The 21,801-nt window shown below is 53.8% G+C and carries 21 protein-coding genes and 1 riboswitch; of the genes, 8 read left to right on the forward strand and 13 right to left on the reverse strand.

Translation table 11 applies throughout. The features are described 5' to 3' along the window. Positions 1-13: 13 nt before the first annotated feature. From JQ822_RS05255 to lolB, 8 genes are all read right to left on the reverse strand, one after another. A complete protein-coding gene (locus JQ822_RS05255) occupies positions 14-835 on the reverse strand; it encodes an ABC transporter ATP-binding protein (protein ID WP_244848695.1) in 822 nt (273 codons plus the stop codon). Continuing rightward, complete coding sequence (locus tag JQ822_RS05260; RefSeq protein ID WP_213132560.1) at positions 832-1,896, reverse strand: FecCD family ABC transporter permease; 1,065 nt, start codon at positions 1,894-1,896, stop codon at positions 832-834. Before JQ822_RS05260 ends, JQ822_RS05255 begins: the two co-directional genes overlap by 4 nt. A 65-nt stretch (positions 1,897-1,961) precedes the next feature. Beyond that, positions 1,962-3,014: an ABC transporter substrate-binding protein gene (locus JQ822_RS05265; RefSeq protein WP_213132561.1), complete on the reverse strand. Its 1,053-nt coding sequence runs from the start codon at positions 3,012-3,014 to the stop codon at positions 1,962-1,964. A gap of 201 nt (positions 3,015-3,215) precedes the next feature. Further along, positions 3,216-3,443: riboswitch (cobalamin riboswitch) on the reverse strand. A 243-nt stretch (positions 3,444-3,686) separates the two neighbouring features. Further along, complete coding sequence (locus JQ822_RS05270) at positions 3,687-4,202, reverse strand: GNAT family N-acetyltransferase (RefSeq protein WP_213132976.1); 516 nt, start codon at positions 4,200-4,202, stop codon at positions 3,687-3,689. 108 nt (positions 4,203-4,310) lie between these two features. Then, the gene (gene dauA / locus JQ822_RS05275) at positions 4,311-5,990 is read right to left on the reverse strand and encodes a C4-dicarboxylic acid transporter DauA (RefSeq protein WP_213132562.1); all 1,680 of its coding nucleotides are present in this window, start codon (positions 5,988-5,990) and stop codon (positions 4,311-4,313) included. 124 nt (positions 5,991-6,114) lie between these two features. After that, on the reverse strand, positions 6,115-7,062 hold the full coding sequence (gene prs / locus JQ822_RS05280; RefSeq protein WP_001518537.1) for a ribose-phosphate diphosphokinase: 948 nt from the start codon (positions 7,060-7,062) through the stop codon (positions 6,115-6,117). 266 nt (positions 7,063-7,328) lie between these two features. Continuing rightward, positions 7,329-8,180, reverse strand: a complete 852-nt coding sequence (gene ispE, locus JQ822_RS05285) for a 4-(cytidine 5'-diphospho)-2-C-methyl-D-erythritol kinase (protein ID WP_213132563.1) — start codon at positions 8,178-8,180, stop codon at positions 7,329-7,331. Continuing rightward, entirely contained in the window at positions 8,177-8,800 is a 624-nt protein-coding gene (lolB, locus tag JQ822_RS05290; RefSeq protein WP_213132564.1) for a lipoprotein insertase outer membrane protein LolB, read from the reverse strand. Before lolB ends, ispE begins: the two co-directional genes overlap by 4 nt. Before the next feature lie 211 nt (positions 8,801-9,011). On the opposite strand from lolB, the gene hemA reads away from it, so the two are divergent. The 6 genes from hemA to kdsA are packed head-to-tail and all read left to right on the forward strand — an operon-like array spanning position 9,012 to position 14,316. Continuing rightward, positions 9,012-10,268: a glutamyl-tRNA reductase gene (hemA, locus tag JQ822_RS05295; RefSeq protein ID WP_213132565.1), complete on the forward strand. Its 1,257-nt coding sequence runs from the start codon at positions 9,012-9,014 to the stop codon at positions 10,266-10,268. A 41-nt stretch (positions 10,269-10,309) separates the two neighbouring features. After that, positions 10,310-11,392: a peptide chain release factor 1 gene (gene prfA / locus JQ822_RS05300; protein WP_213132566.1), complete on the forward strand. Its 1,083-nt coding sequence runs from the start codon at positions 10,310-10,312 to the stop codon at positions 11,390-11,392. Further along, complete coding sequence (gene prmC, locus JQ822_RS05305; RefSeq protein WP_213132567.1) at positions 11,392-12,225, forward strand: peptide chain release factor N(5)-glutamine methyltransferase; 834 nt, start codon at positions 11,392-11,394, stop codon at positions 12,223-12,225. The genes prfA and prmC overlap by 1 nt, the downstream gene beginning before the upstream one ends. After that, positions 12,222-12,614 carry an invasion regulator SirB2 gene (sirB2, locus tag JQ822_RS05310; protein WP_213132568.1) on the forward strand — a complete coding sequence of 131 codons (393 nt, stop codon included), beginning with the start codon at positions 12,222-12,224 and terminating at the stop codon, positions 12,612-12,614. Before prmC ends, sirB2 begins: the two co-directional genes overlap by 4 nt. 2 nt (positions 12,615-12,616) lie before the next feature. Next, positions 12,617-13,426: an invasion regulator SirB1 gene (gene sirB1, locus JQ822_RS05315; RefSeq protein WP_213132569.1), complete on the forward strand. Its 810-nt coding sequence runs from the start codon at positions 12,617-12,619 to the stop codon at positions 13,424-13,426. A 35-nt stretch (positions 13,427-13,461) separates the two neighbouring features. Continuing rightward, positions 13,462-14,316 carry a 3-deoxy-8-phosphooctulonate synthase gene (gene kdsA / locus JQ822_RS05320; RefSeq protein ID WP_135322095.1) on the forward strand — a complete coding sequence of 285 codons (855 nt, stop codon included), beginning with the start codon at positions 13,462-13,464 and terminating at the stop codon, positions 14,314-14,316. Positions 14,317-14,423: 107 nt separating this feature from the next. Here kdsA and chaA read toward each other — a convergent pair whose 3' ends face one another. Beyond that, positions 14,424-15,524 carry a sodium-potassium/proton antiporter ChaA gene (chaA, locus tag JQ822_RS05325; RefSeq protein ID WP_213132570.1) on the reverse strand — a complete coding sequence of 367 codons (1,101 nt, stop codon included), beginning with the start codon at positions 15,522-15,524 and terminating at the stop codon, positions 14,424-14,426. Positions 15,525-15,926: 402 nt separating this feature from the next. On the opposite strand from chaA, the gene JQ822_RS05330 reads away from it, so the two are divergent. Then, positions 15,927-16,622 (forward strand): gamma-glutamylcyclotransferase, encoded by a 696-nt coding sequence (locus JQ822_RS05330; protein ID WP_213132571.1) that lies wholly within the window; start codon positions 15,927-15,929, stop codon positions 16,620-16,622. 48 nt (positions 16,623-16,670) lie between these two features. Here the strand turns inward: JQ822_RS05330 and JQ822_RS05335 are convergent, their stop codons facing one another. Then, positions 16,671-16,916, reverse strand: a complete 246-nt coding sequence (locus tag JQ822_RS05335) for a DUF1883 domain-containing protein (protein ID WP_096756773.1) — start codon at positions 16,914-16,916, stop codon at positions 16,671-16,673. A 262-nt stretch (positions 16,917-17,178) separates the two neighbouring features. Further along, entirely contained in the window at positions 17,179-17,532 is a 354-nt protein-coding gene (locus JQ822_RS05340; RefSeq protein WP_213132572.1) for a DsrE/DsrF/TusD sulfur relay family protein, read from the reverse strand. Positions 17,533-17,707: 175 nt separating this feature from the next. On the opposite strand from JQ822_RS05340, the gene JQ822_RS05345 reads away from it, so the two are divergent. Further along, positions 17,708-19,093, forward strand: coding sequence for a YchO/YchP family invasin (locus tag JQ822_RS05345; RefSeq protein WP_213132573.1), 1,386 nt, complete (start codon positions 17,708-17,710; stop codon positions 19,091-19,093). 7 nt (positions 19,094-19,100) lie between these two features. On the opposite strand, the gene narL is transcribed toward JQ822_RS05345, so the two are convergent. Further along, on the reverse strand, positions 19,101-19,751 hold the full coding sequence (gene narL, locus JQ822_RS05350; RefSeq protein WP_003020756.1) for a two-component system response regulator NarL: 651 nt from the start codon (positions 19,749-19,751) through the stop codon (positions 19,101-19,103). After that, a complete protein-coding gene (narX, locus tag JQ822_RS05355) occupies positions 19,744-21,540 on the reverse strand; it encodes a nitrate/nitrite two-component system sensor histidine kinase NarX (RefSeq protein WP_213132574.1) in 1,797 nt (598 codons plus the stop codon). The genes narL and narX overlap by 8 nt, the downstream gene beginning before the upstream one ends. Between the last annotated feature and the right edge of the window lie 261 nt (positions 21,541-21,801).

The raw sequence follows: 21,801 nt of genomic DNA on the forward strand, positions 1-21,801 counted from the left end.
TTCCTTGTGGTATTTACGCCGGTCGTTGATAGCGGATGAAGCAACTCGCCTCATCGGGAGCGCGTTCGACAATCGCATCGATGCCAAACCAGCTGTTAAGATTTTCACGGGTGAAGACAGCCGCAGGACGGCCCTGCATCGCCAGGCGTCCGGCCGTCATCACCATGATGCGATCGCAGAACATCGCGGCATGATTCAGGTCGTGCAGGGCGGCAATTACGGTCAGTTTTTCGCGCTTGACCAGGTTAAGCAGGCCAATCTGATGCTGGATGTCGAGATGATTCGTTGGCTCATCCATCAGCAAGACCTGCGGCTGTTGCGCCAGCGCCCGGGCAATATGCAGGCGCTGACGCTCGCCGCCCGAGAAGGTATGCCAGCAGCGATGCTGGACGTGTTGCAGGGCGACTTTCTCCAGCATCGTCTGCACAATATCGTCATCGGTCCGCGACCACGGTGATAGCAGGCTTAACCACGGCGTGCGCCCGAGTGAAACGGCCTGGATGGCGGTCAGACGCTCGCTGGTTTCTGCCTGCTGCTCAACCAGGGCGACCTTTTGCGCCAGATGGCGTCGGGAATAGCCGCGAATGTCTTTGCTGTCGAGCGAAACGCTACCGGCGGAGGGTTTGAGTAAACCGGCCAGCAGGGAAATCAGCGACGTTTTCCCTGAACCGTTGGGGCCGATAATGCCAACAAACTCTCCGGGCGCGACCTGAAAAGAGACATCATTGACGATGGCTTTGCCCTTCACCTCCCAGTGCAGGTGCTGCGCGCAGACCGCATGACTGGCCGTGTTTGCCGCGCGTAGCGGCGAGGTAAAACGTGGGTTAGCCGTCATTTGCTCGGATTCCCTCGGATCAAAATAATCGAAAATGCGGGAGCGCCAACCAGCGCGGTGATAACGCCAATGGGCAGCACCTGCCCCGGCAGCAAGGTACGTGAAATGACGTCCGCGACAATAAGAAAGATGGCGCCAATAAGGGCGCTGACGGGCAATAAGCGGTGGTGCTGATTGCCCACCAGTAACCGCGCGGCATGCGGGATAACCAATCCGACAAAGCCAATGGCCCCGACAATCGAGACCATAATGGCGGTCATCCCCGTCACCGCAGTAATCAGGACGCCACGGGTGCGTTTAACTGGAATGCCCAGCGAAGCCGCCGACTCTGCGCCAAATGAAAATGCGTCCAGATGGCGGGCGTAGCAAAAGCAAACGATGATGCCGACCAGCGCGGTTGGGATCGCCAGCACCACGTCGGGCCAGCGTACGCCGCTCAGATTGCCGAGTAGCCAGAACATAATGCCCCGCGCCTGCTCGGCATTGGCTGAGCGGGTAATGACGAGCGAGGTAATGGCATTAAACAGCTGCGAGCTGGCAATCCCGGCCAGAATAATTTGCGTGGTGGCAGAGCCGTGTTTTCCTCTGGCCGCCACGGCTAACAGCGCGACAAACAGAAACGCCGTCAGCGCGCCGATGAACGCACCGAGTGACATGCTGATAATCCCCGCGCCCAGCCCGGTCAGTGCGATCAGCACCGCCCCCGTCGACGCCCCGGCCGAGATCCCCAGCAGATAAGGCTCGGCCAGCGCATTACGCAGTAAGGATTGCAGCACCACGCCGGAAACCGCCAGACAGGCACCGCAGCTGGCAGAGACCAGCGCGCGGGTCAGACGGTAATTCCAGATGATCCCGGCATCTAGCGCGTCTACCGCATATTGGCTGCCAAACAGGTGGTTTGCCAGCGTGCGGGTGACATGCTGCCATGGGATAAACGTCTCACCAATGGAAATCCCGGCCAGCAGCACCCCGCACATCACCACGCTGACCCACAGGCTGTGCAGCAGTGCCCGTTGGGTAAACTGACTCATCGCCCGACGCGTCCTGCGTAATTCGCTCATTGTTTACGGCTTTCCTGAGTGCGAAAGCGCGTGATGCTCGCGCACGGCATCACGCGCGATAAGGATTAGTGAGAGGTCTGCGGATGTGCCAGACCGTACTGCACCAGCGCATCGGCGAGTTTTTCCAGCCCGTCAAGGGTTCTGATGCCAGCATTCATGGTTTGCACATCTATCACCGGTAGATGGTTGTCTTTTACCGCCGGGATCAGTTGGGTGACCGGGTCAGATTTGAGGTATTCCATTTTGACCTTCCAGTCATCCGCCGGGAAACGACGACGGCCCATTTCGCCGAGAACGATGACCGACGGGCTGGCTTTAGCAATAGTTTCCCAGCCGACCGTCGGCCACTCCTCGGCGGAATCAATGACATTTTTCACCCCGAGGGTTTGTGCGATCCACGCGGCGGGGCCAAATTTACCGGCGACATAAGGATCAAGCTGCAGGTCGGCGCTGGAGAACCAGAAGACGGCAGAGACGTTATTGTCCATCCCGGTGATTTTCGTTTTTGCTGCAGCCTCGCGGGCCTTGAGGCTGGCTATCAGCTCGTCGCCTTTGTCCTGCACATCGAAGATTTTCGCCAGATCGGCGACTTCCTGGTAGACCATGGCGATATCAAACATGCCTTTACGCACGCCATCGCCGCCGTCTTCGTTGTCTTTTGCGCAATCGGCAGGGGCGGTGTAAACCGGAACGTTAAGTTCGCTGAATTGTTCGTAAGAAGCAACCGTACCGGCAGGGCCAATCTGCCATTCAAACTGACTGGCAACCAGGTCCGGTTTTTTGGCGATAATGCCTTCAAAGCTGGGGATGTTTTGTGCGATAACCGCAATGTTGCTGTTTGCAGCCTGGAACTGTTCCGGTAGCGGACCAAACCACAACGATGTTCCGACCACGCGATCGGCCAGCCCCAAAGAGTAGAGGATTTCAGTGCTGTTCTGACCCACGGTGGTCACGCGCTGCGGGGCTTTATTAAAAGTAATATCCCGACCGCAATTTTTGATGGTCAGCGGATATTGCGTCTTCGCCGCTGTAGCCATATTACTGGTCAGGAAAAGTGCTGCGCCAGTCAGCGCCAGAAGTGAATATTTGCGGTAAGAAGAGGTAATATCAGAATACATTATCATTGTCCCGTTGATGCCAGAATCTTAGCGTCTGGTCATTGTTTATTTCGCGGGACAGGCACATGACGATAGATGACATCTAATCATGAAATTCAGACAAACTAATATGAAAATAAATCATATTGTTGCCGGTTTGATCAGGAATCAATTTTGTTCATTCGTCAAATAAATCACCCCATGGACCATCCCGTCCACTCAATGTATAAAACCATGACAGCAGGTCTCCTGGCTCACGGTAATCAGAATATCGGCCTTCCCATAAAAAATACTTTACAGTGACCTGCAGTGAATTATCACTGCACAAGGATATTCAGCATCCGCTTACAGTTGCGGGGGCAGCTATGGCATAAGATTGAAATAATCCGCACCATATTCCGTTTCAAAATAATAAAAAGGTTCTGAAATACTGTCGCCGAGGACTGTAACGGCATCCCATTATCACGTCAACAGCTTGAATCAGTAGGTATGTTTGTCTAATTTCGATTAAATATATAAAAATCAATAAGATGTATTTTTGCCATTAACCTGGATTTAACATTGATAACGAATATAGAAAAACTAAACGAGAATTATTTGATGTTGATCAACTAATGCTTTCTCCGTGAAATAATCGAAGAATAAATAATAAGGACTGCTAAATAATTTAATTATTAGCGCGCTGTCACATTATTAAGATTGTTTTTCCATATGCACGATTTGCTGTTCACCACCTTCGTCTGAAAAAACGGTGAAATGATGACGCAACCAGAACTGATACCCTCCGGGTAAAAAGTGATGAGTATGAAGATAACGCACTTTATATTGCTGACGATGGCAAAATTGTTCTGCCAGCGCGACTAATTGGCTGCCAATGCCTTGTCTACGGTAATCCAGTTCGACATAACAACGACAGATTTCAGCCGTTTCGGACAACAAATAACGTCCTTTTAATGTGGGTATTCTGTCATCGTACTGGCATACAGCCAGCGTGGCGATAAGTTGCTCTTGCGTATTCCAGACGCCGAGTAACAGATTTCTTTGCTGCTGAATATACTGGTGATTGATGCCAAATACATCTTCATGTGGATGGGGGAGTGACCTGTTGGCACTAAAGTAAAGATTCAAATGGTGGATAATAAACGACTGAACGGCTGGGATATCCGCCTCGGTAATTTCGCGAAAGATATACGTAGAATTAGAGTTCATCACTGTGGCTATCGTCAGAAGTAGGGGGAAATGATAATAGCAACTCAGACGTGTTTGCAGAAGTGAAGTGTGACCGGCAAGTAAAAATCAGCCGGTCACTACTAGACGTTAAATATCGGCCAGCGCGGCGTCACGGTTCGGGAAGAATGCCAGACGGCCGGGGATAGGTTGAATACCCGCACGCGCCATGGTGCGCAGCGGCTGGAACTCCAGATTACTGATACGTAATTCACAGCCTTCCGGCAGTCGTTTAACAAAGCGCTGGAAGGCATCCAGTCCACCGGCATCCAGTACCGGAACGGCATCCCACTTCAGGACGATGATGCGCTTGCCTTCAAGACGAGATTCGAGATCGGTAAACAGTCCCTCTGCGGCGGCAAAGAACAGCGGGCCAATCACGCGCAGTACCAGCACATCGTCCGGTACGTTTACATTCACCGGCGCCAGGCGTGTCATGCGCGCAATTCGACGCATAAACAACAGCGAGGCAAGAACAATACCTACGCTGATGGCGATCACCATATCGAACAGCACGGTCAGCGACATACACATCAGCATCACGATGATGTCGTCTTTCGGCGCGTGACGCAGCAGATCCACCACTTTGTGGGCTTCACTCATGTTCCACGCCACCATCAATAGCAGCGCGGCCATGGCGGAAAGCGGCAGCCAGGAGAGCCAGGGGGCTAATACCAGCAGGGCAAGGATCACCAGAATTGCATGGATTACCGCAGAAACAGGTGAGGTGGCCCCGGCACGTACGTTAGCCGCAGAGCGGGCAATCGCAGCGGTGGCGGTAATGCCGCCAAAGAACGGCGCGACGATATTACCCAGCCCCTGACCAATCAGCTCGCTGTTGGCTTTGTGCTTGGTGCCGGTCATTCCGTCGAGCACCACGGCGCACAGCAGAGATTCAATCGCCCCCAGCATCGCCATTGAGAAGGCTGCGGGTAACAGTGCCTGTAATGAACTCCAGCTCAATGTAAAGTCGGACCCCGGCATATCCCATGGCAGTACCAGTTGCGGCAGCAGTTGTGGAATACCGTTGCCCTGCGAGCCATCGGCCAGAATGTAGTGGAACTGAGACCCGATGGTTGCTACATGACCACCTGTCAGGTTAACGATACCCATCACCGCGCAGCCAGCCAGCAGAGCCGGGAGGTGACCGGGCAGGCGGATCCCCAGACGCGGCCAGAAAATCAGGATCCCCAGCGTGACTACGCCAATGGCGGCATCGCCAGGGTTAATGGTCGGTAGGGCCATGAACAGCGCCCCCACTTTTTGCAGGTAGTGTTCCGGGACATGCGCCATCTGCAGCCCAAGAAAGTCTTTAATCTGCATGGTGCCGATGGTGATACCAATACCCGAGGTAAAACCTAAGGTGACGGAGACGGGAATATATTCGATCAACCGACCAAAGCGGGCGAGGCCGAAAAGGATCAGGAATATCCCGGACATCAGCGTGGCAACCAGCAGGCCTGCCAGCCCAAACTGTTGCGACACCGGGTACAAAATCACCACGAAGGCGGCAGTTGGGCCAGAAACGCTAAATCGTGAACCACCGGTAAGGGCGATAACAATCCCGGCGACGGCTGCGGTATACAGACCGTACTGTGGCGCAACGCCACTGCCAATTGCCAACGCCATTGCCAGCGGGATAGCAATAATCCCCACGGTTATCCCGGCGATCAAGTCACGGGTAAAGCGCGAGGCGGTATATTTTTCTTTCCAACAAGCGTCAATGAGGGCGCGGAAAGGCATCACATGTGAGGAAAATAATTTATTCACAATAATGTTTCATCCATGAGCGCATCATCTATCTAGAAAATGATAGTTGAAGTTGGCATAAGTCATACAAATAAATAAAACGGATAAAAAAACCCGCCGCAGCGGGTTTTTGAGCCGGGCTCGATTAATGTTCGAACATGGCAGAGATGGATTCTTCGTTGCTGATACGACGAATCGCTTCGGCCAGCATACCCGACAGGGTCAACGTACGCACGTTCGGCAGTGCTTTGATTTCGTCGGTCAGTGGAATGGTGTCACAGACCACGACTTCATCAATCACCGAGTTGCGCAGGTTGTTTGCCGCATTGCCTGAGAAGATCGGGTGAGTCGCATACGCAAATACGCGTTTGGCACCACGTTCTTTCAGAGCTTCTGCTGCTTTGCACAGCGTACCGCCGGTATCGATCATGTCATCAACCAGGACGCAGTCACGACCTGCAACGTCACCAATAATGTGCATCACCTGAGAAACGTTCGCACGTGGGCGACGTTTGTCGATGATAGCCATATCAGTATCGTTCAGCAGCTTAGCGATAGCGCGGGCACGCACGACGCCACCGATGTCCGGAGAAACCACAATCGGGTTATCCAGGTTCAGCTGCAGCATGTCTTCTAACAGAATTGGGCTACCGAATACGTTATCAACCGGTACGTCAAAGAAGCCCTGGATCTGTTCAGCATGCAGGTCAACGGTGAGGACGCGGTCAACGCCAACGCTGGACAGGAAGTCCGCGACGACTTTTGCGGTAATCGGTACACGAGCGGAACGTACGCGACGATCCTGGCGTGCATAGCCGAAGTAAGGAATAACGGCGGTGATACGGCCTGCGGAAGCACGGCGCAGAGCATCGACCATAACGACCAATTCCATCAGGTTGTCGTTAGTAGGGGCACAAGTGGACTGGATGATGAAAATATCACCACCGCGTACATTTTCATTAATTTGTACGCTGACTTCGCCGTCGCTAAAGCGACCTACAGCGGCGTCGCCGAGTGAAGTGTACAGGCGGTTGGCAATACGTTGTGCTAGTTCCGGGGTGGCGTTACCAGCAAAAAGCTTCATATCAGGCACGAGAAGAACCTCAGGCATGCGTCCATTGGTGGAAAGAATCTGCCGAAAACTGTGCGGGCCAGGCAGTATCCTCTCCAGGCGGTGTATTAAAGAGCGCGATGCAACGTCTGGAACAGGGTGACGTTGTCACCGCAACTCAGCTTGCCCGGCTTACTCGTTATCCTTCGCGTTTCATGTGCGCTGGCATCGATTCCTCACACCAGTCACATACTTTTGTATGCTCCTGGCGATTCGTCATCTCGCCATCTTCCTGAAACCCGAATGATTTAGAGTAACGCTCTATGCAATGGGGAGAGGTTGACACCTTTCGCCACAAAGCCTTTGAGCCATTCCGGGGCTTGCTCAAGCACCTGGCGAGCACGAGACTCTGTATCAAATTCAGCAAAGACACAGGCCCCTGTACCAGTCAGGCGCGACGGCGCATATTCTAACAGCCAGGAAAGCGCCGCATCAACCTCGCGAAAACGTTTTCTTGCGATAACCTCGCAATCATTGCCGAATTCACATTTTAGTAACGTTTCTATTGACCTTTTTGGCGTGTTGCGCGGGAGTTCCGGGTCTTTAAAAATTACCGGCGTTGGAATACTGACGCCAGGATGAGCAACCAAGTACCATTTTTCTGGCGGATTGACCGGCGTGAGGATTTCTCCCACGCCCTCGGCGAAGGCCGCATGCCCGCGTACGAATACCGGCACGTCGGCACCCAGAGTTAACCCAATGGTTGCCAGTTCATCGACAGACAACCCGCACTGCCAGAGATAGTTCAGCGCCACCAGAACGGTGGCGGCGTTCGAAGAACCGCCGCCCAGGCCGCCGCCCATAGGCAGGCGCTTTTCAATGCTGATGGCCGCGCCGCTACCGGCGGGTAAGCGTCCGCTCAGTGCGGCGGTTTTCATCAGTAAACGCGCGGCGCGCACGATCAGATTATCTTCATGCTCAACCCCGGCTACCGGGGTGAGCAGACGAATGTCGCCGTCGTCGCGCACCTCAATGCGGATATCGTCGCCGTAATCGAGAAATTGAAACAGCGTCTGCAGCGTGTGATAACCATCCGCACGTTGTCCGGTAATGTATAAAAACAGATTCAGTTTTGCCGGAGAGGGCCAGTGGGTCATCATTTCACGATCCAGTTATCCATTTTCAGCTTAATGCGCTGGTCGCCGTCTGACAGTTCCATGTTCGCGGGCATCGCCGGCTGCGTTTTGCTGTCGTAGGCGCTGTAAACTACTTTCCAGCTTTTGCCGTTCTGGCTGTAGTTCACTTCGCTCAGACGGTACTGTTCGTCGAGTTTATAATCGGTGGCATCGCCGGGGAGGCCGAGGATCCACTGACGCAGGCTATTGAGCGGGATCGGCATGCCGGTCAGTTTGCCAATCATCTCTTCGGCGTCGTCGGCGGTGTAATGCTTACCTTTGTTGTCGACAAGCTCGACGTTGCCCGGCTGGGCTTTCAGTTCCAGTTCGGTACTGCCCAGCGGATTGGTCAACAGCAGACGATAGCTGTCCTGGCCGGTTTGTTGCCAGAAGAAGCGGGCATACACTTTCTGCTGGTCGGAAATATAGGCAAACGCGCCGCGTGTCTGATATTGATGCAGCGCACGCACGTCCTGCTGGTGCTGACGCCACTGCGGGGAGTCTGGGCTTTTGCCGGGGCCTTTCGGCGCATTGAGCGTACAGGCGGTGAGGACCAGGCTTGCCAGCGGCAGCAGGCGGATCAGGCGAAAATCAGGCAGGGTCATAATGATGACAAATCCTTGAGGTACGTTGCAGTTATAGTTCTTAATGCTAGCGCCGCCGTCTGACCTCGTCTACGTTCACGTTGTCTTAAATCACTAAAATTTGTGCACTAAGCTATTACTCCAAAAGGGGGCTGTCTCTTTTATTGGCCGCACGCATCCTGTATGATGCCCGCAGTCTAACCTTATCAACGCTGGTACTATTCCCGCACACATGACCCTTTTAGCGCTTGGTATTAACCATAAAACGGCACCTGTATCGCTGCGAGAACGCGTAACGTTTTCGCCGGATACGCTCGATCAGGCGCTGGACAGCCTGCTTGCGCAGCCAATGGTGCAGGGCGGGGTAGTGTTGTCGACGTGTAACCGCACGGAGCTGTATCTCAGCGTCGAAGAGCAGGACAACCTGCAAGAGGCGCTGGTTCGTTGGTTGTGCGAATACCATAATCTGAATGAAGAAGACCTGCGTAGCAGCCTTTACTGGCATCAGGACAACGACGCCGTCAGCCATTTGATGCGAGTCGCCAGTGGCCTGGATTCGCTGGTGCTCGGCGAACCCCAAATTCTCGGTCAGGTGAAAAAAGCCTTTGCGGATTCGCAAAAAGGCCACCTGAACGCCAGTGCGCTGGAACGCATGTTCCAGAAATCATTCTCCGTTGCCAAACGCGTTCGTACAGAAACCGATATCGGCGCCAGCGCGGTGTCTGTGGCGTTTGCGGCCTGTACGCTGGCCCGGCAAATCTTTGAGTCGCTGTCGACGGTGACCGTGCTGTTGGTTGGCGCAGGCGAGACCATCGAACTAGTGGCGCGTCATTTGCGCGAACACAAAGTGAAGAAAATGATCATCGCTAACCGTACGCGTGAACGTGCGCAGGTGCTGGCAGATGAAGTCGGTGCCGAGGTGATTTCACTGAGTGACATCGATGCGCGTTTACAGGACGCCGATATTATTATCAGTTCTACCGCCAGTCCGCTGCCGATTATCGGCAAAGGGATGGTAGAGCGCGCGCTGAAAAACCGCCGCAATCAGCCGATGCTGCTGGTTGATATCGCCGTACCGCGCGATGTAGAGCCGGAAGTCGGCAAACTGTCGAACGCGTATTTGTATAGCGTTGACGATCTGCAAAGCATCATTTCGCATAACCTGGCGCAGCGTAAAGCGGCGGCGGTGGAAGCTGAGACGATCGTCGAGCAGGAAACCAGCGAATTTATGGCCTGGCTACGCGCCCAAAGCGCGAGTGAGACCATCCGCGAGTATCGCAGTCAGTCAGAGCAGGTTCGTGATGAACTGACCGCCAAAGCGTTGGCTGCCCTGGAACAGGGCGGTGATGCGCAAGCCATTATGCAGGATCTGGCCTGGAAACTGACAAACCGCCTGATCCATGCACCAACCAAATCACTTCAACAGGCTGCCCGTGACGGGGATAGTGAACGCCTGAATATTCTGCGCGACAGCCTCGGGCTGGAGTAGCAGCACACCAATCTTATTTTTTACAGGGTGCATTTACGCCTATGAAGCCTTCTATCGTTGCCAAACTGGAAGCCCTGCATGAACGCCATGAAGAAGTTCAGGCGCTGCTCGGCGATGCGGGAACCATCGCAGACCAGGATCGCTTTCGTGCGCTGTCGCGCGAATATGCTCAGTTAAGCGATGTTTCTCGCTGTTTTACGGACTGGCAACAGGTTCAGGAAGATATCGAAACGGCACAGATGATGCTCGACGATCCTGAAATGCGTGAGATGGCGCAGGATGAACTGCGCGAAGCAAAAGAAAAATGTGAACAGCTGGAACAGCATCTGCAGGTTCTGCTACTGCCGAAAGATCCGGATGACGAGCGCAACGCGTTCCTTGAAGTGCGTGCCGGGACCGGTGGAGATGAAGCGGCGCTGTTTGCCGGCGATCTGTTCCGTATGTACAGCCGTTACGCTGAATCTCGCCGCTGGCGCGTGGAGATCATGAGCGCCAACGAAGGTGAACATGGCGGCTACAAAGAAATTATTGCCAAGGTGAGCGGCGACGGCGTGTATGGCCGACTGAAGTTCGAGTCCGGCGGCCATCGCGTACAGCGCGTTCCGGCCACCGAATCTCAGGGGCGTATCCATACTTCTGCCTGTACGGTAGCGGTGATGCCGGAACTGCCGGAAGCCGAACTGCCGGACATCAACCCGGCCGATCTGCGTATTGATACCTTCCGTTCATCGGGGGCTGGTGGTCAGCACGTCAACACCACCGATTCTGCTATTCGTATTACCCACTTGCCGACCGGTATTGTGGTCGAGTGTCAGGACGAACGCTCGCAGCACAAAAACAAAGCCAAAGCGATGTCGGTGCTGGGTGCGCGTATTCGTGCCGCCGAAGTGGCGAGACGCCAGCAGGCGGAAGCCTCCGAACGTCGTAACCTGTTAGGCAGTGGCGATCGCAGCGATCGTAACCGTACTTATAACTTCCCGCAGGGTCGTGTCACCGATCATCGCATCAACCTGACGCTCTACCGTCTGGACGAAACGATGGAAGGTAAACTGGATATGCTCATTGAGCCGATTGTCCAGGAATACCAGGCCGACCAGCTGGCGGCGCTGTCCGAGCAGGATTGATGGACTATCAGCACTGGCTGCGTGAAGCGATAAGCCAATTACAGGGCAGCGACAGCCCGCGCCGTGACGCCGAGATCTTACTCGAGTACGTCACCGGCAAGGCGCGCACCTTTATTCTGGCGTTTGGTGAAACGGAATTAACCGCGGCACAGCATGAACAGCTGAACGCGCTGCTGGCTCGCCGTCAACGCGGAGAACCTGTGGCGCACCTGACCGGTGTTCGCGAGTTCTGGTCACTGCCGCTGTTCGTGTCACCCGCGACGCTTATCCCACGCCCGGACACCGAATGCCTGGTCGAGCAGGCGCTGGCACGTCTGCCTGCCTCACCGTGCCGTGTTGTTGATCTGGGAACCGGTACGGGGGCTATTGCGCTGGCGCTGGCCTCCGAGCGCCCGGATTGTGAAATTACTGCAGTTGACCGGATGCCGGATGCCGTAGCTCTGGCGACCCGCAATGCGCAGCATCTGGGCATCAAGAATGTGCGAGTACTGCAAAGCGACTGGTTCAGCGCCTTGCAGGGACAGCAGTTTGACATGATTGTCAGTAACCCGCCGTACATTGATGAGCAGGACCCGCATCTGGCGCAAGGTGATGTGCGCTTTGAACCGCTGACCGCGCTGGTGGCTGGCGCGAGTGGTTTGGCGGATATTGTGCATATCATCGACCAGTCTTCGCGCGTATTAACCCCCGGTGGCTATCTGTTGCTGGAACATGGCTGGCAGCAGGGGGAGGCGGTGCGCGATGCGTTTATGCGTGCCGGGTACCTGGCGGTCGAAACCTGTCGTGATTACGGCGGCAACGAGCGTGTTACGCTCGGGCGAATCGCTGCATGAATACCTTCAGTGTGTTACTCAACGTTCATCTTATTAGCATCGCGCTGTCCGTCGGCCTGCTCACGCTACGTTTTTGGTGGCGTTATACCGACGCACGCCTTGCGTCTGCGCGCTGGACGCGGGTTATCCCACCGGTCATTGATACCGTTTTGTTACTCAGCGGCGTGGCGTTGATCGCTAAAACGCACATCCTGCCATTCACCGAACAGGGTACATGGCTGACTGAAAAGCTGTTTGGAGTTATCATTTACATCGTTTTGGGTTTTATTGCGCTCGATTATCGTCGGGCGCGCAGCCAGCAGATGCGTTTAATCGCCTTCCCGCTGGCGCTGGTGGTGCTGTACATCATCATTAAACTCGCCACCACAAAAATACCGTTACTGGGGTAATCATGAGGTCGTTAGCTGATTTCGAATTTAATAAAGCGCCGCTGTGCGATGGGATGATCCTGGCATCGGAATCTATCCGCCTGGATTTCCCTACGCAATCTGTCTACGACGAACTGGAACGTCTGGCCAGCCTCGCGCATGAAGAAATTAGCCAGCTCCTGTCTCAGGATGAGCAACTGGATAAATTGCTGGCACTTTTTTACGGCGACTGGGGGTTTACGGATACCCGCGGCGTCTATCGTCTTTCTGATGCACTCTGGCTCGACCAGGTCCTGAAAAATCGCCAGGGCAGCGCGGTGTCGCTGGGCGCAATCTTATTGTGGCTTGCCAATCGGTTGGATCTGCCGCTGGTGCCGGTGATTTTCCCGACGCAGTTAATCCTGCGCATTGAATCACTGGAAGGCGAAATGTGGTTGATTAACCCGTTCAATGGCGAAACGTTAAATGAGCACACGCTGGAAGTGTGGCTGAAGGGCAACATTAGCCCGGTTGCGGAGCTGTTTAACGAAGATCTCGATGAAGCGGATAACGCAGAAGTGATCCGTAAGCTGCTCGACACGCTGAAATCGTCACTGATGGAAGAACAGCAAATGGAGCTGGCATTGCGCGCCAGCGAAGCATTATTGCAGTTTAATCCTGAAGATCCGTATGAAATACGCGATCGTGGATTGATTTACGCGCAGCTGGAATGTGAACATGTTGCGTTAACCGATTTAAGTTATTTCGTTGAGCAGTGTCCGGAAGACCCGATCAGCGAAATGATCCGTGCGCAGATTAATACTATTTCGCACAAGCAAATTGTATTGCATTGATTAATGACACTTTACCTACCGTTTAAGGCGATCCTATGAAACAAAAAGTGGTTAGCATTGGCGACATCAACGTGGCAAATGACCTGCCATTCGTGCTGTTTGGCGGCATGAACGTGCTGGAATCCCGCGATCTGGCGATGCGCATTTGTGAGCACTACGTAACCGTTACTCAAAAGCTGGGTATCCCTTACGTGTTCAAAGCCTCCTTTGATAAAGCCAATCGTTCTTCCATCCACTCTTATCGTGGTCCGGGCCTTGAAGAAGGGATGAAAATCTTCCAGGAACTGAAGCAAACTTTTGGCGTAAAAGTGATCACCGACGTTCATGAAGCCAGCCAGGCGCAGCCTGTGGCTGACGTTGTGGACGTGATTCAGCTTCCGGCATTCCTCGCTCGCCAGACCGATCTGGTCGAAGCGATGGCGAAAACCGGTGCCGTTATCAACGTGAAAAAACCGCAGTTCGTAAGCCCGGGTCAAATGGGTAATATCGTGGATAAATTCCATGAAGGCGGTAATGACAAGGTTATTTTGTGCGACCGTGGCGCGAACTTTGGTTACGACAACCTGGTTGTGGATATGCTGGGCTTTGGCGTGATGAAGAAAGTCTCCGGTAACTCGCCGGTTATTTTTGACGTCACCCACGCGCTGCAGTGTCGCGACCCGTTTGGTGCTGCATCAGGTGGTCGTCGTGCGCAGGTTACCGAACTGGCACGTGCCGGTATGGCAGTTGGTCTGGCGGGTCTGTTTATTGAAGCGCATCCGGATCCAGCCAATGCAAAATGCGACGGTCCTTCCGCGCTGCCGCTGGCTAAACTGGAGCAGTTCCTCACGCAGATCAAAGCGATTGACGATCTGGTGAAAAGCTTCGATGAACTGGATACTGAGAACTAAGTTTGCTCTGTGTGCCCGAAGGCGCTTACGCTTATCGGGCACGACAAAGTGCAATCAAAATGAAGGCCGGATAAGACACTTTGCGTCGCATCCGGCTTTTTCATGCATCAGGCAAAGATCGTCATCAGATACCCGATAAACAGTGCCAGATGCGCCGCACCGTTAAGCACATTGGTACGCCCGGTGGAGAAGGAGATGTGGCACAGTACCAGTGATGAGACCATCACAATCATCTCTGGCGCGCCCAGGGCAAACACCAAATCATTCCCCGTTGCCCATGCGATCAGCGTCACTACCGGTACGGTCAGTGAAATTGTGGCTAATACCGAGCCGAAGAACAAATTCATCGCCCGCTGTACCTGATTACTCAGCACCGCTTTCAGCGCACCCAAGCCTTCAGGGGAAAGGATCAGCAATGCGACGAGGAAACCGGTGAATGCAACAGGCGCATTTAACTCCGTTAACAGAGTCTCCAGCGAATTGGCGTTCATTTTGGTGACCGCGATAACCGCAATTAAATGGACGATCAGCCAGGCCGCATGCCACATATTGCTGTGCGCTGATGGCTTACCGTGATGCGGGTCGTCGTCGTCACCCTCGTCTTCATGTTCGTAAATAAACAGACTCTGGTGCGTTTTGGTCTGAATCAGCAGAAACACGCCGTACATCGCGGCAGAAATTAATGCCACCAGCAGTGCCTGCGCGGTGGTGAAATTCGCCCCCGGCAATGCCATCGGGAACACCAGCACAATAATGGCCAGCGGGAACAAGGCTATCAAATACTGCTTAATACCGAACAGGTTCATATACTGGGTGGCGAATTTACGCCCGCCTAACAGTAATGAAAAACCGACCAGGCCACCGGTAACAATCATAATGATGGAGTAGAGCGTATCGCGCATTAGCGTAGGTGCGGCGTCGCCGGTCGCCATTAATGCGGAGATTAAACTGACTTCAAGAATAACGACTGACAGACTGAGGATCAGGGAGCCATAAGGTTCGCCGAGTCGGTGTGCTAATACGTCTGCGTGACGAACAACGCTAAATGCGCTGCTTAATATGCCCACCAGGGCAAGCGCATTTATGCCGATAACCACTGGTAGTGACTGGCTGCTCCCCCATAAGAACAGAACTACCAGCGCCACAATCGGGAAGACGAGTGAGGTCTCCTTATGGCGGGTTTTTACCGCCTCATGTGCATGTGTCATTTAAGTCATTCTCCATCTCTGCAGGCATATATAATTATAAATGTATTAAAGAATGTAAAAAATAACAGATATCTCGGTATTTCCGATCTGTTTTTACGTAATTTTACGGCATGGCCCGTTTCTTGCTTTAAAGTGAGTAAAATCACTTATCTTGTTTAGAGAGCATTTAAATAACAACGTGTTAGTTTTAATTGAGCACAAATATTGACACTGATAATGGGGAAAATGCCAGTCCCGTCTGAGCCATAAGGACAGGATATAAAGTGCCGTTGAGTCTTTGTTGCCTTGCATGCAGCCGGTGAATTGCCTATTGTCCTGATATTGGTTTCAAAATGAGCAGCAAAAAAGCCCGGAAGGCGTCAAAAAGTTGTCGCAGGGAAGTTGCAGTGGCGGAGGTGTAAGGTGTTAACGCGTGATTTTTTATTAAATGCCGACTGTAAGACGGCATTTGGTGCTATTGAAGAATCACTACTCTGGTCAGCGGAACAACGGGCAGCCTCACTGGCCGCTACGCTCGCTTGCCGACCAGATGATGGACCGGTGTGGATCTTTGGTTACGGATCGTTGATGTGGAACCCGGCGTTAGAGTTTGAAGAGTCATGTACCGGAACGTTAGTCGGCTGGCACCGGGCATTTTGTTTGCGTCTGACGGCAGGACGAGGAACGGCGTGTCAGCCTGGACGGATGCTGGCCCTGAAAGAAGGAGGGCGTACCACCGGTGTGGCCTATCGCTTACCGGATGCCTCACTGGAGCAAGAGTTGTCGCTGCTGTGGAAGCGTGAAATGATCACCGGTTGCTATCTTCCTACCTGGTGTCAGTTAACGCTTGATGACGGGCGAACGGTCAATGCGCTGGTCTTCATTATGGATCCGCGGCATCCGCTGTTTGAGTCCGATACGCGTGCGCAGGTCGTTGCGCCGCTGATTGCCGCCGCCAGTGGGCCATTGGGGACCAACGCGCAGTATCTGTTCTCGCTGGAACAAGAGCTGTCACGGTTAGGGATGCAGGATGATTGCCTGAACGAACTGATAGTCACGGTTAAAAGATTGCTGGGCGAGGTGTTGCCGGAAGGGGTCATGCGACCGGGATTTGCCTGAATCAGGTGAACTGCCCGATGCGCGTGTGCGCTATCGGGCAGCGAACACTCAGGCTGCGATATAACTGATGGAATGCTCCAGCGACTGGCTGTGGCTGTCGATCAGAACATTCCACGTGCCGGTATACGGCACGGTCAACCATGCGTTATCACGATCCTGCACGCTTAAAATGTCGGTCTGCGTGTCTTTGACGTGATTTTTCTCGCTCATCAGATGAATGTGGCAGCGCTCAGAGCAGCGCACCACAACGGTATCCCCACCAAATAATTTCAAACTTGCCTTCACTAATGCCATTTTTCACCCCGTTCTTGAAAACAACGTACTTTCTGTCGAAAGTGCTGCGTGATGTTGTTCACATTTCACTCATGGCATAACACCAAAGGGGGAGAAACAGGATGCTGATTTTGATCAAATAATGGCGTAACGATTAAACAAAAATGACAAAATCCCTGAAAAGGGTTGAAAGGGCGTGCTAACGTTTAGCGAAACCGCGCCCCTGGCAGATTAAATCTGGAAATATCTGGCCCTTTCAGTGCGCTTGCCTGAAAAGCGCCTGTCAGAAGGTCAGAACCTTATCGGCCGCCAGCGTCCACTGGGCTAATTCCACCAGCGTACCGACTTCAACGCCGTCAATTAACGGCAGCGCGGTGATCCCACGACCATCGGTACAGGTTTTGCACAGTTTGACCGGGATGTTTTGCGCGGTCAGGATCTCCAGCATTTGCTGAATATTGTAGCCTTCTGCCGGCTTCTGCCCACGTAATCCCGCCGTTACCGCGTCCGACATCAAAAAAAGTCGCAGGTCGAGGCTGCCATCCTGCTCGCGCAGGGCAATAGCCAGGCGCAGGCTGTTAAATAACGATTCGCTTCCATAGGCCGCACCGTTGGCGACGATCACTATCTTTTGCATTTTGACTCCTGTTGCTGCAAGTGAGCGTTAATAACCGACAGGTATGTTACACCTATTTATCGATACCAGGATAATGCCGAAAAAAGGGAGGGTGGCTGCAAATCAAAGCTGAAGACGTTATGGTTTAAGATAAGTATGCCGCTGTGGCTAATTGATGTAAGAAACAACTAACGATTTGAGCCGTATTATTTTTTCTTCTCCCGCGGTATTTGCACTCTTGCTCCTGGCAGGCGGTGCTGCCAGCGCGCAGCCCTCGTTTATTCAGCAGGCTGCCACCCCGTTCGATAACGATAATGATGGTTTGCCCGATCTCGGTATGGCGGCGGAGTCACGGGTAGGCGAAAAGCATTTTGCCGAAATGGTTAAAGCGTTTGGCGAAGCCAGCATGACCGATAACGGGCTGGATACCGGCGAGCAGGCGAAGCAGTTCGCGTTTGGCCAGGTGCGTGACACGGTCAGCGAGCAGGTGAATCAGCAACTGGAATCCTGGCTCTCTCCCTGGGGAAATGCCAGCGTCGGGTTACAGGTGGATAACGAGGGCCGCTTTACCGGCAGCCGGGGCAGTTGGTTTATCCCCTGGCAGGATAATCAGCGCTACCTGACCTGGAGCCAGATGGGGTTGACCCAACAAGATGAGGGGCTGGTCAGTAACCTGGGTGTTGGACAGCGCTGGGTGCGCAATGGCTGGTTGTTAGGTTACAACACGTTTTATGACAATCTGCTGGATGAAAGCCTGCCGCGCGGCGGCGTAGGTGCCGAAGCGTGGGGTGAGTATTTGCGCTTATCCGCCAATTATTACCAGCCGTTCTCATCCTGGCAGGTGCGCACTGAGACGCAAGCACAGCGTATGGCGCGTGGGTACGATCTCACCGCGCTGATGCGGGTTCCGTTTTATGAACATCTCAATACCAGCGTCAGCGTTGAGCAATATTTTGGCGATCGGGTCGATCTGTTTCATTCGGGAACCGGATACCACAACCCGGTGGCGGTAAAGCTGGGGCTGAATTACACGCCGGTGCCACTGGTGACGGTGACCGCGCAACATAAGCAGGGTGAAAGCGGGGAAAGTCAGAATAGCGTTGGCCTAAAGCTCAATTATCGCTTTGGCGTACCGTTAAAAAAACAGCTGATGGTCAGCGAAGTGGCAAGCAGTCAATCTCTGCGCGGCAGTCGCTATGACGATCCGCAGCGTAACAACCTGCCGACGATAGAATATCGCCAGCGTAAAACGCTGTCTGTGTTTCTGGCGACCCCGCCGTGGGATCTCAAGCCTGACGAAACGGTGGCGCTGAAGCTTGCGGTGCGCAGTCTGCACGGTATTCGGCATCTGACGTGGCAGGGCGATACACAGGCGCTGAGCTTGACGGCCGGGACAACCACCCGAAGCGCGGAAGGCTGGACAATTATTATGCCGAAATGGGATCGCAGTGAAGGGGCAGCAAACCGTTGGCGGCTGTCGGTGGTGGTGGAAGACGGTCAGGGTCAGCGTGTCTCTTCCAATGAGATCACGCTATCACTGACCGAACCGTTTAGTACGGTGTCGGAAAATGATCCTCGTTAATGCGATATCAGAAAATGCGTTCCTGATGCACCCACACCGCCGCTTCAACGCGCGATTTGAGCTTCATTTTCTTCAGCATATGCTTCACGTGGACTTTGACCGTGCTTTCAGTGATGTCCAGACGGCGGGCAATCATTTTATTAGGCAGGCCCTGGGCAATCAGTTTCAGGATGTCGCGCTCGCGCGGCGTGAGCTGGGTAACATCGCGGTCTGAAGTCGCGCGGTTAGCACGCAGGCTGGCGGCCAGCACCGGCGTCAAAGCTTCGCTCAGCACCATTTCACCGGCTGCTGCTTGCTGCAACGCCTTCAGTAAATCTTCCGGTTCCATGTCTTTTAACAGATAACCGTCCGCGCCGCGTTTCAGGGCGGTTACCACGTCTTCTTCATGATTCGAGACGCTGAACACCACGATGCGGCCAGACAGGGATTTTTCACGCAGCTTATCGAGCGTTTCCAGACCGTTCATGCCGGGCATATTGAGATCCAGCAGGATCAGATCGGGGTCAAGTGATTCAGCCAGCTCGATACCCTGCTCGCCATTACTGGCTTCGCCGACCACGGTAATATCGGGCGCCATGCTGACAAGCTGTTTTACACCGGTTCGCAGCATCGGATGATCGTCGATCAGCAGGATGGTTGCCGGTTCCAGATTACTCATGGGTATCTCCTTGGACTTCTGTGAAGTTTGTTTCGGGAATAAAAGTGACAGCAACTTCAGTACCGCCTGTCTCGCGACGGCGTACACGGCAATCGCCGCGCAAGCTCTGCGCACGATCGCGCATAATAATCATGCCGTAGTGGTTACTGCGTTCGGCGTTTTCCGGTACGCCGCGGCCGTTATCTTGCACTGTCAGTTTGACCTGTTTGCCATTTTGCACCACCGTCACGACCACTTCATTGGCCTGAGAGTGTTTAAGCGCGTTGCTCAGTGCTTCACGAGCAATTTGTAGCAGGTGAATCGCCTGATGCGAAGGGACCAGACGCGGTGGTAGCTGATAATCCAGCTTCACCGTAAAACCAAAGCGGGCGCTGTATTCCTGACAGCTGGCTTCCAGCGCCGGACGCAATCCGGGTTCTGTGAGCTGTAAACGGAAGGTGGTTAACAGCTCACGCAACTGCACCCATGACGTGTTCAGTTCGTTACGGATTTGGCTTAACAGGTCGCGGCAGTTTTCCGGCAGCGCTTCACCTTGCATTTGCAAACAGCTGACCTGCATCTTCATGCAGGAAAGTGATTGCGCAATAGAATCATGCAGTTCGCGCGCAATGGTGGCACGCTCTTCCATGACAATCAACTGCTGCTGACGCTCCTGGTGCCGGTCCAGCGCCAGCGTCGCGGTCAGTTGTTCCACCAGGGTATCAACCAACTGCTGTTGATCGTGGCTAAGGTGACGCCCGTGCGGCAAGGTGGCGAGCAGAATACCATACTGGGTATGCGCATCGGTCAGCCGCCATTTCAGCGTAATACCGCCGTCAGTCGCAGGCAGGGTACCGCGCGGACACAGATGACACCCTTTTTCATCACAGCTGATGTTTGACTGACAGGTAAACTCCTGATGATTGTCTTCATCTTCCAGGTCATAGACCCGCAGTTCGATATCATGTAGCAGCGTTAAATTTTGTAGCCCGTTGAGTACCGGAGAAAGACGTTCGCACAGTGGGACCTGAGAGTGCAGGCGGCGGTTGGCCTGCCACAGGAAGGAAAGGATCTGGTTTTTATGTTCCAGACCGGCCGTTTTCTCCCGCACCCGCTGTTCCAGCACCGCGTAACTCTCGGCTAACTCCTCTGACATATTGTTCAACGCCGAGCCCAGGGCCGCCATCTCATTACGCCCGCTGATATGCGCGCGTTGGGTAAAGTCGCGTTGGCTGACGGCACGCGCCATTGCCAGCAGCTGTTTCCAGGGTTGCAGCAGACGCACGCGCAGCCAGATAATGGTGAAGACCAGCAGCAACGCCATAAAAATGGCCATCAGGCGATGCAACATGACAACGCGTTCAATACGCAGTTCGGTGGTATGGTCAAAGGCGGTAACCAGCTTATCCAGTCCGGTCACAAAACGTGAAACGTCTTGTGCAACCGCATCGCCTGTTTGCGCATGGGCAAGTCCTGGCGCCAGTTCGGTATGCCAGTAATCCTGTAATGCTTTCAACTGGACCTGCTGTCCATCGCGCTTAGCTGCGCGCGTCAGTTCAGGACTGAACGCCGTTTTTTCCATTTCGTCCAGCAGGGGTTGGTCATCGGCACCCAGCGGAACCGCCGCCAGCAGACGATAGCTCTGCATGCGCAGGGAGCCCGCTTTATTGATTGCATGCGCGCTGCCCTGTACGCCCTGAACCAGCCAGCCAGAGACAGCCATACCCGCCACGCCAATCGCGGTGGACAGTAAAACAATTAGCGCCACCTGGTTGACCAGCGTAAGCGGGGAGAGACAACGTTTAAACATGGTGACTTGTTCCTTCGGGTTTTCGTTGCGCCGAAAACCTTATTGAATGACGATTCTGCCGCAGGCAGTGGCGTTATTCTCAGCGATACACTGGAGTATACCCATACCTCAAACGGGCTACCTCTTAATTGTCACTGGTGGGAGAGATCCCAGGCTGGGAGGAGTAGGAGGCGACAGAAGCGTGAAAAACCACATCTTTTTCACCGATGTTATGTACTCATTTGGGGTAATGATAAATTTTAAGCATTAATAATGACGCCT

This window comes from Citrobacter sp. FP75 (genome assembly GCF_018342065.1).
Lineage (GTDB): Bacteria > Pseudomonadota > Gammaproteobacteria > Enterobacterales > Enterobacteriaceae > Citrobacter.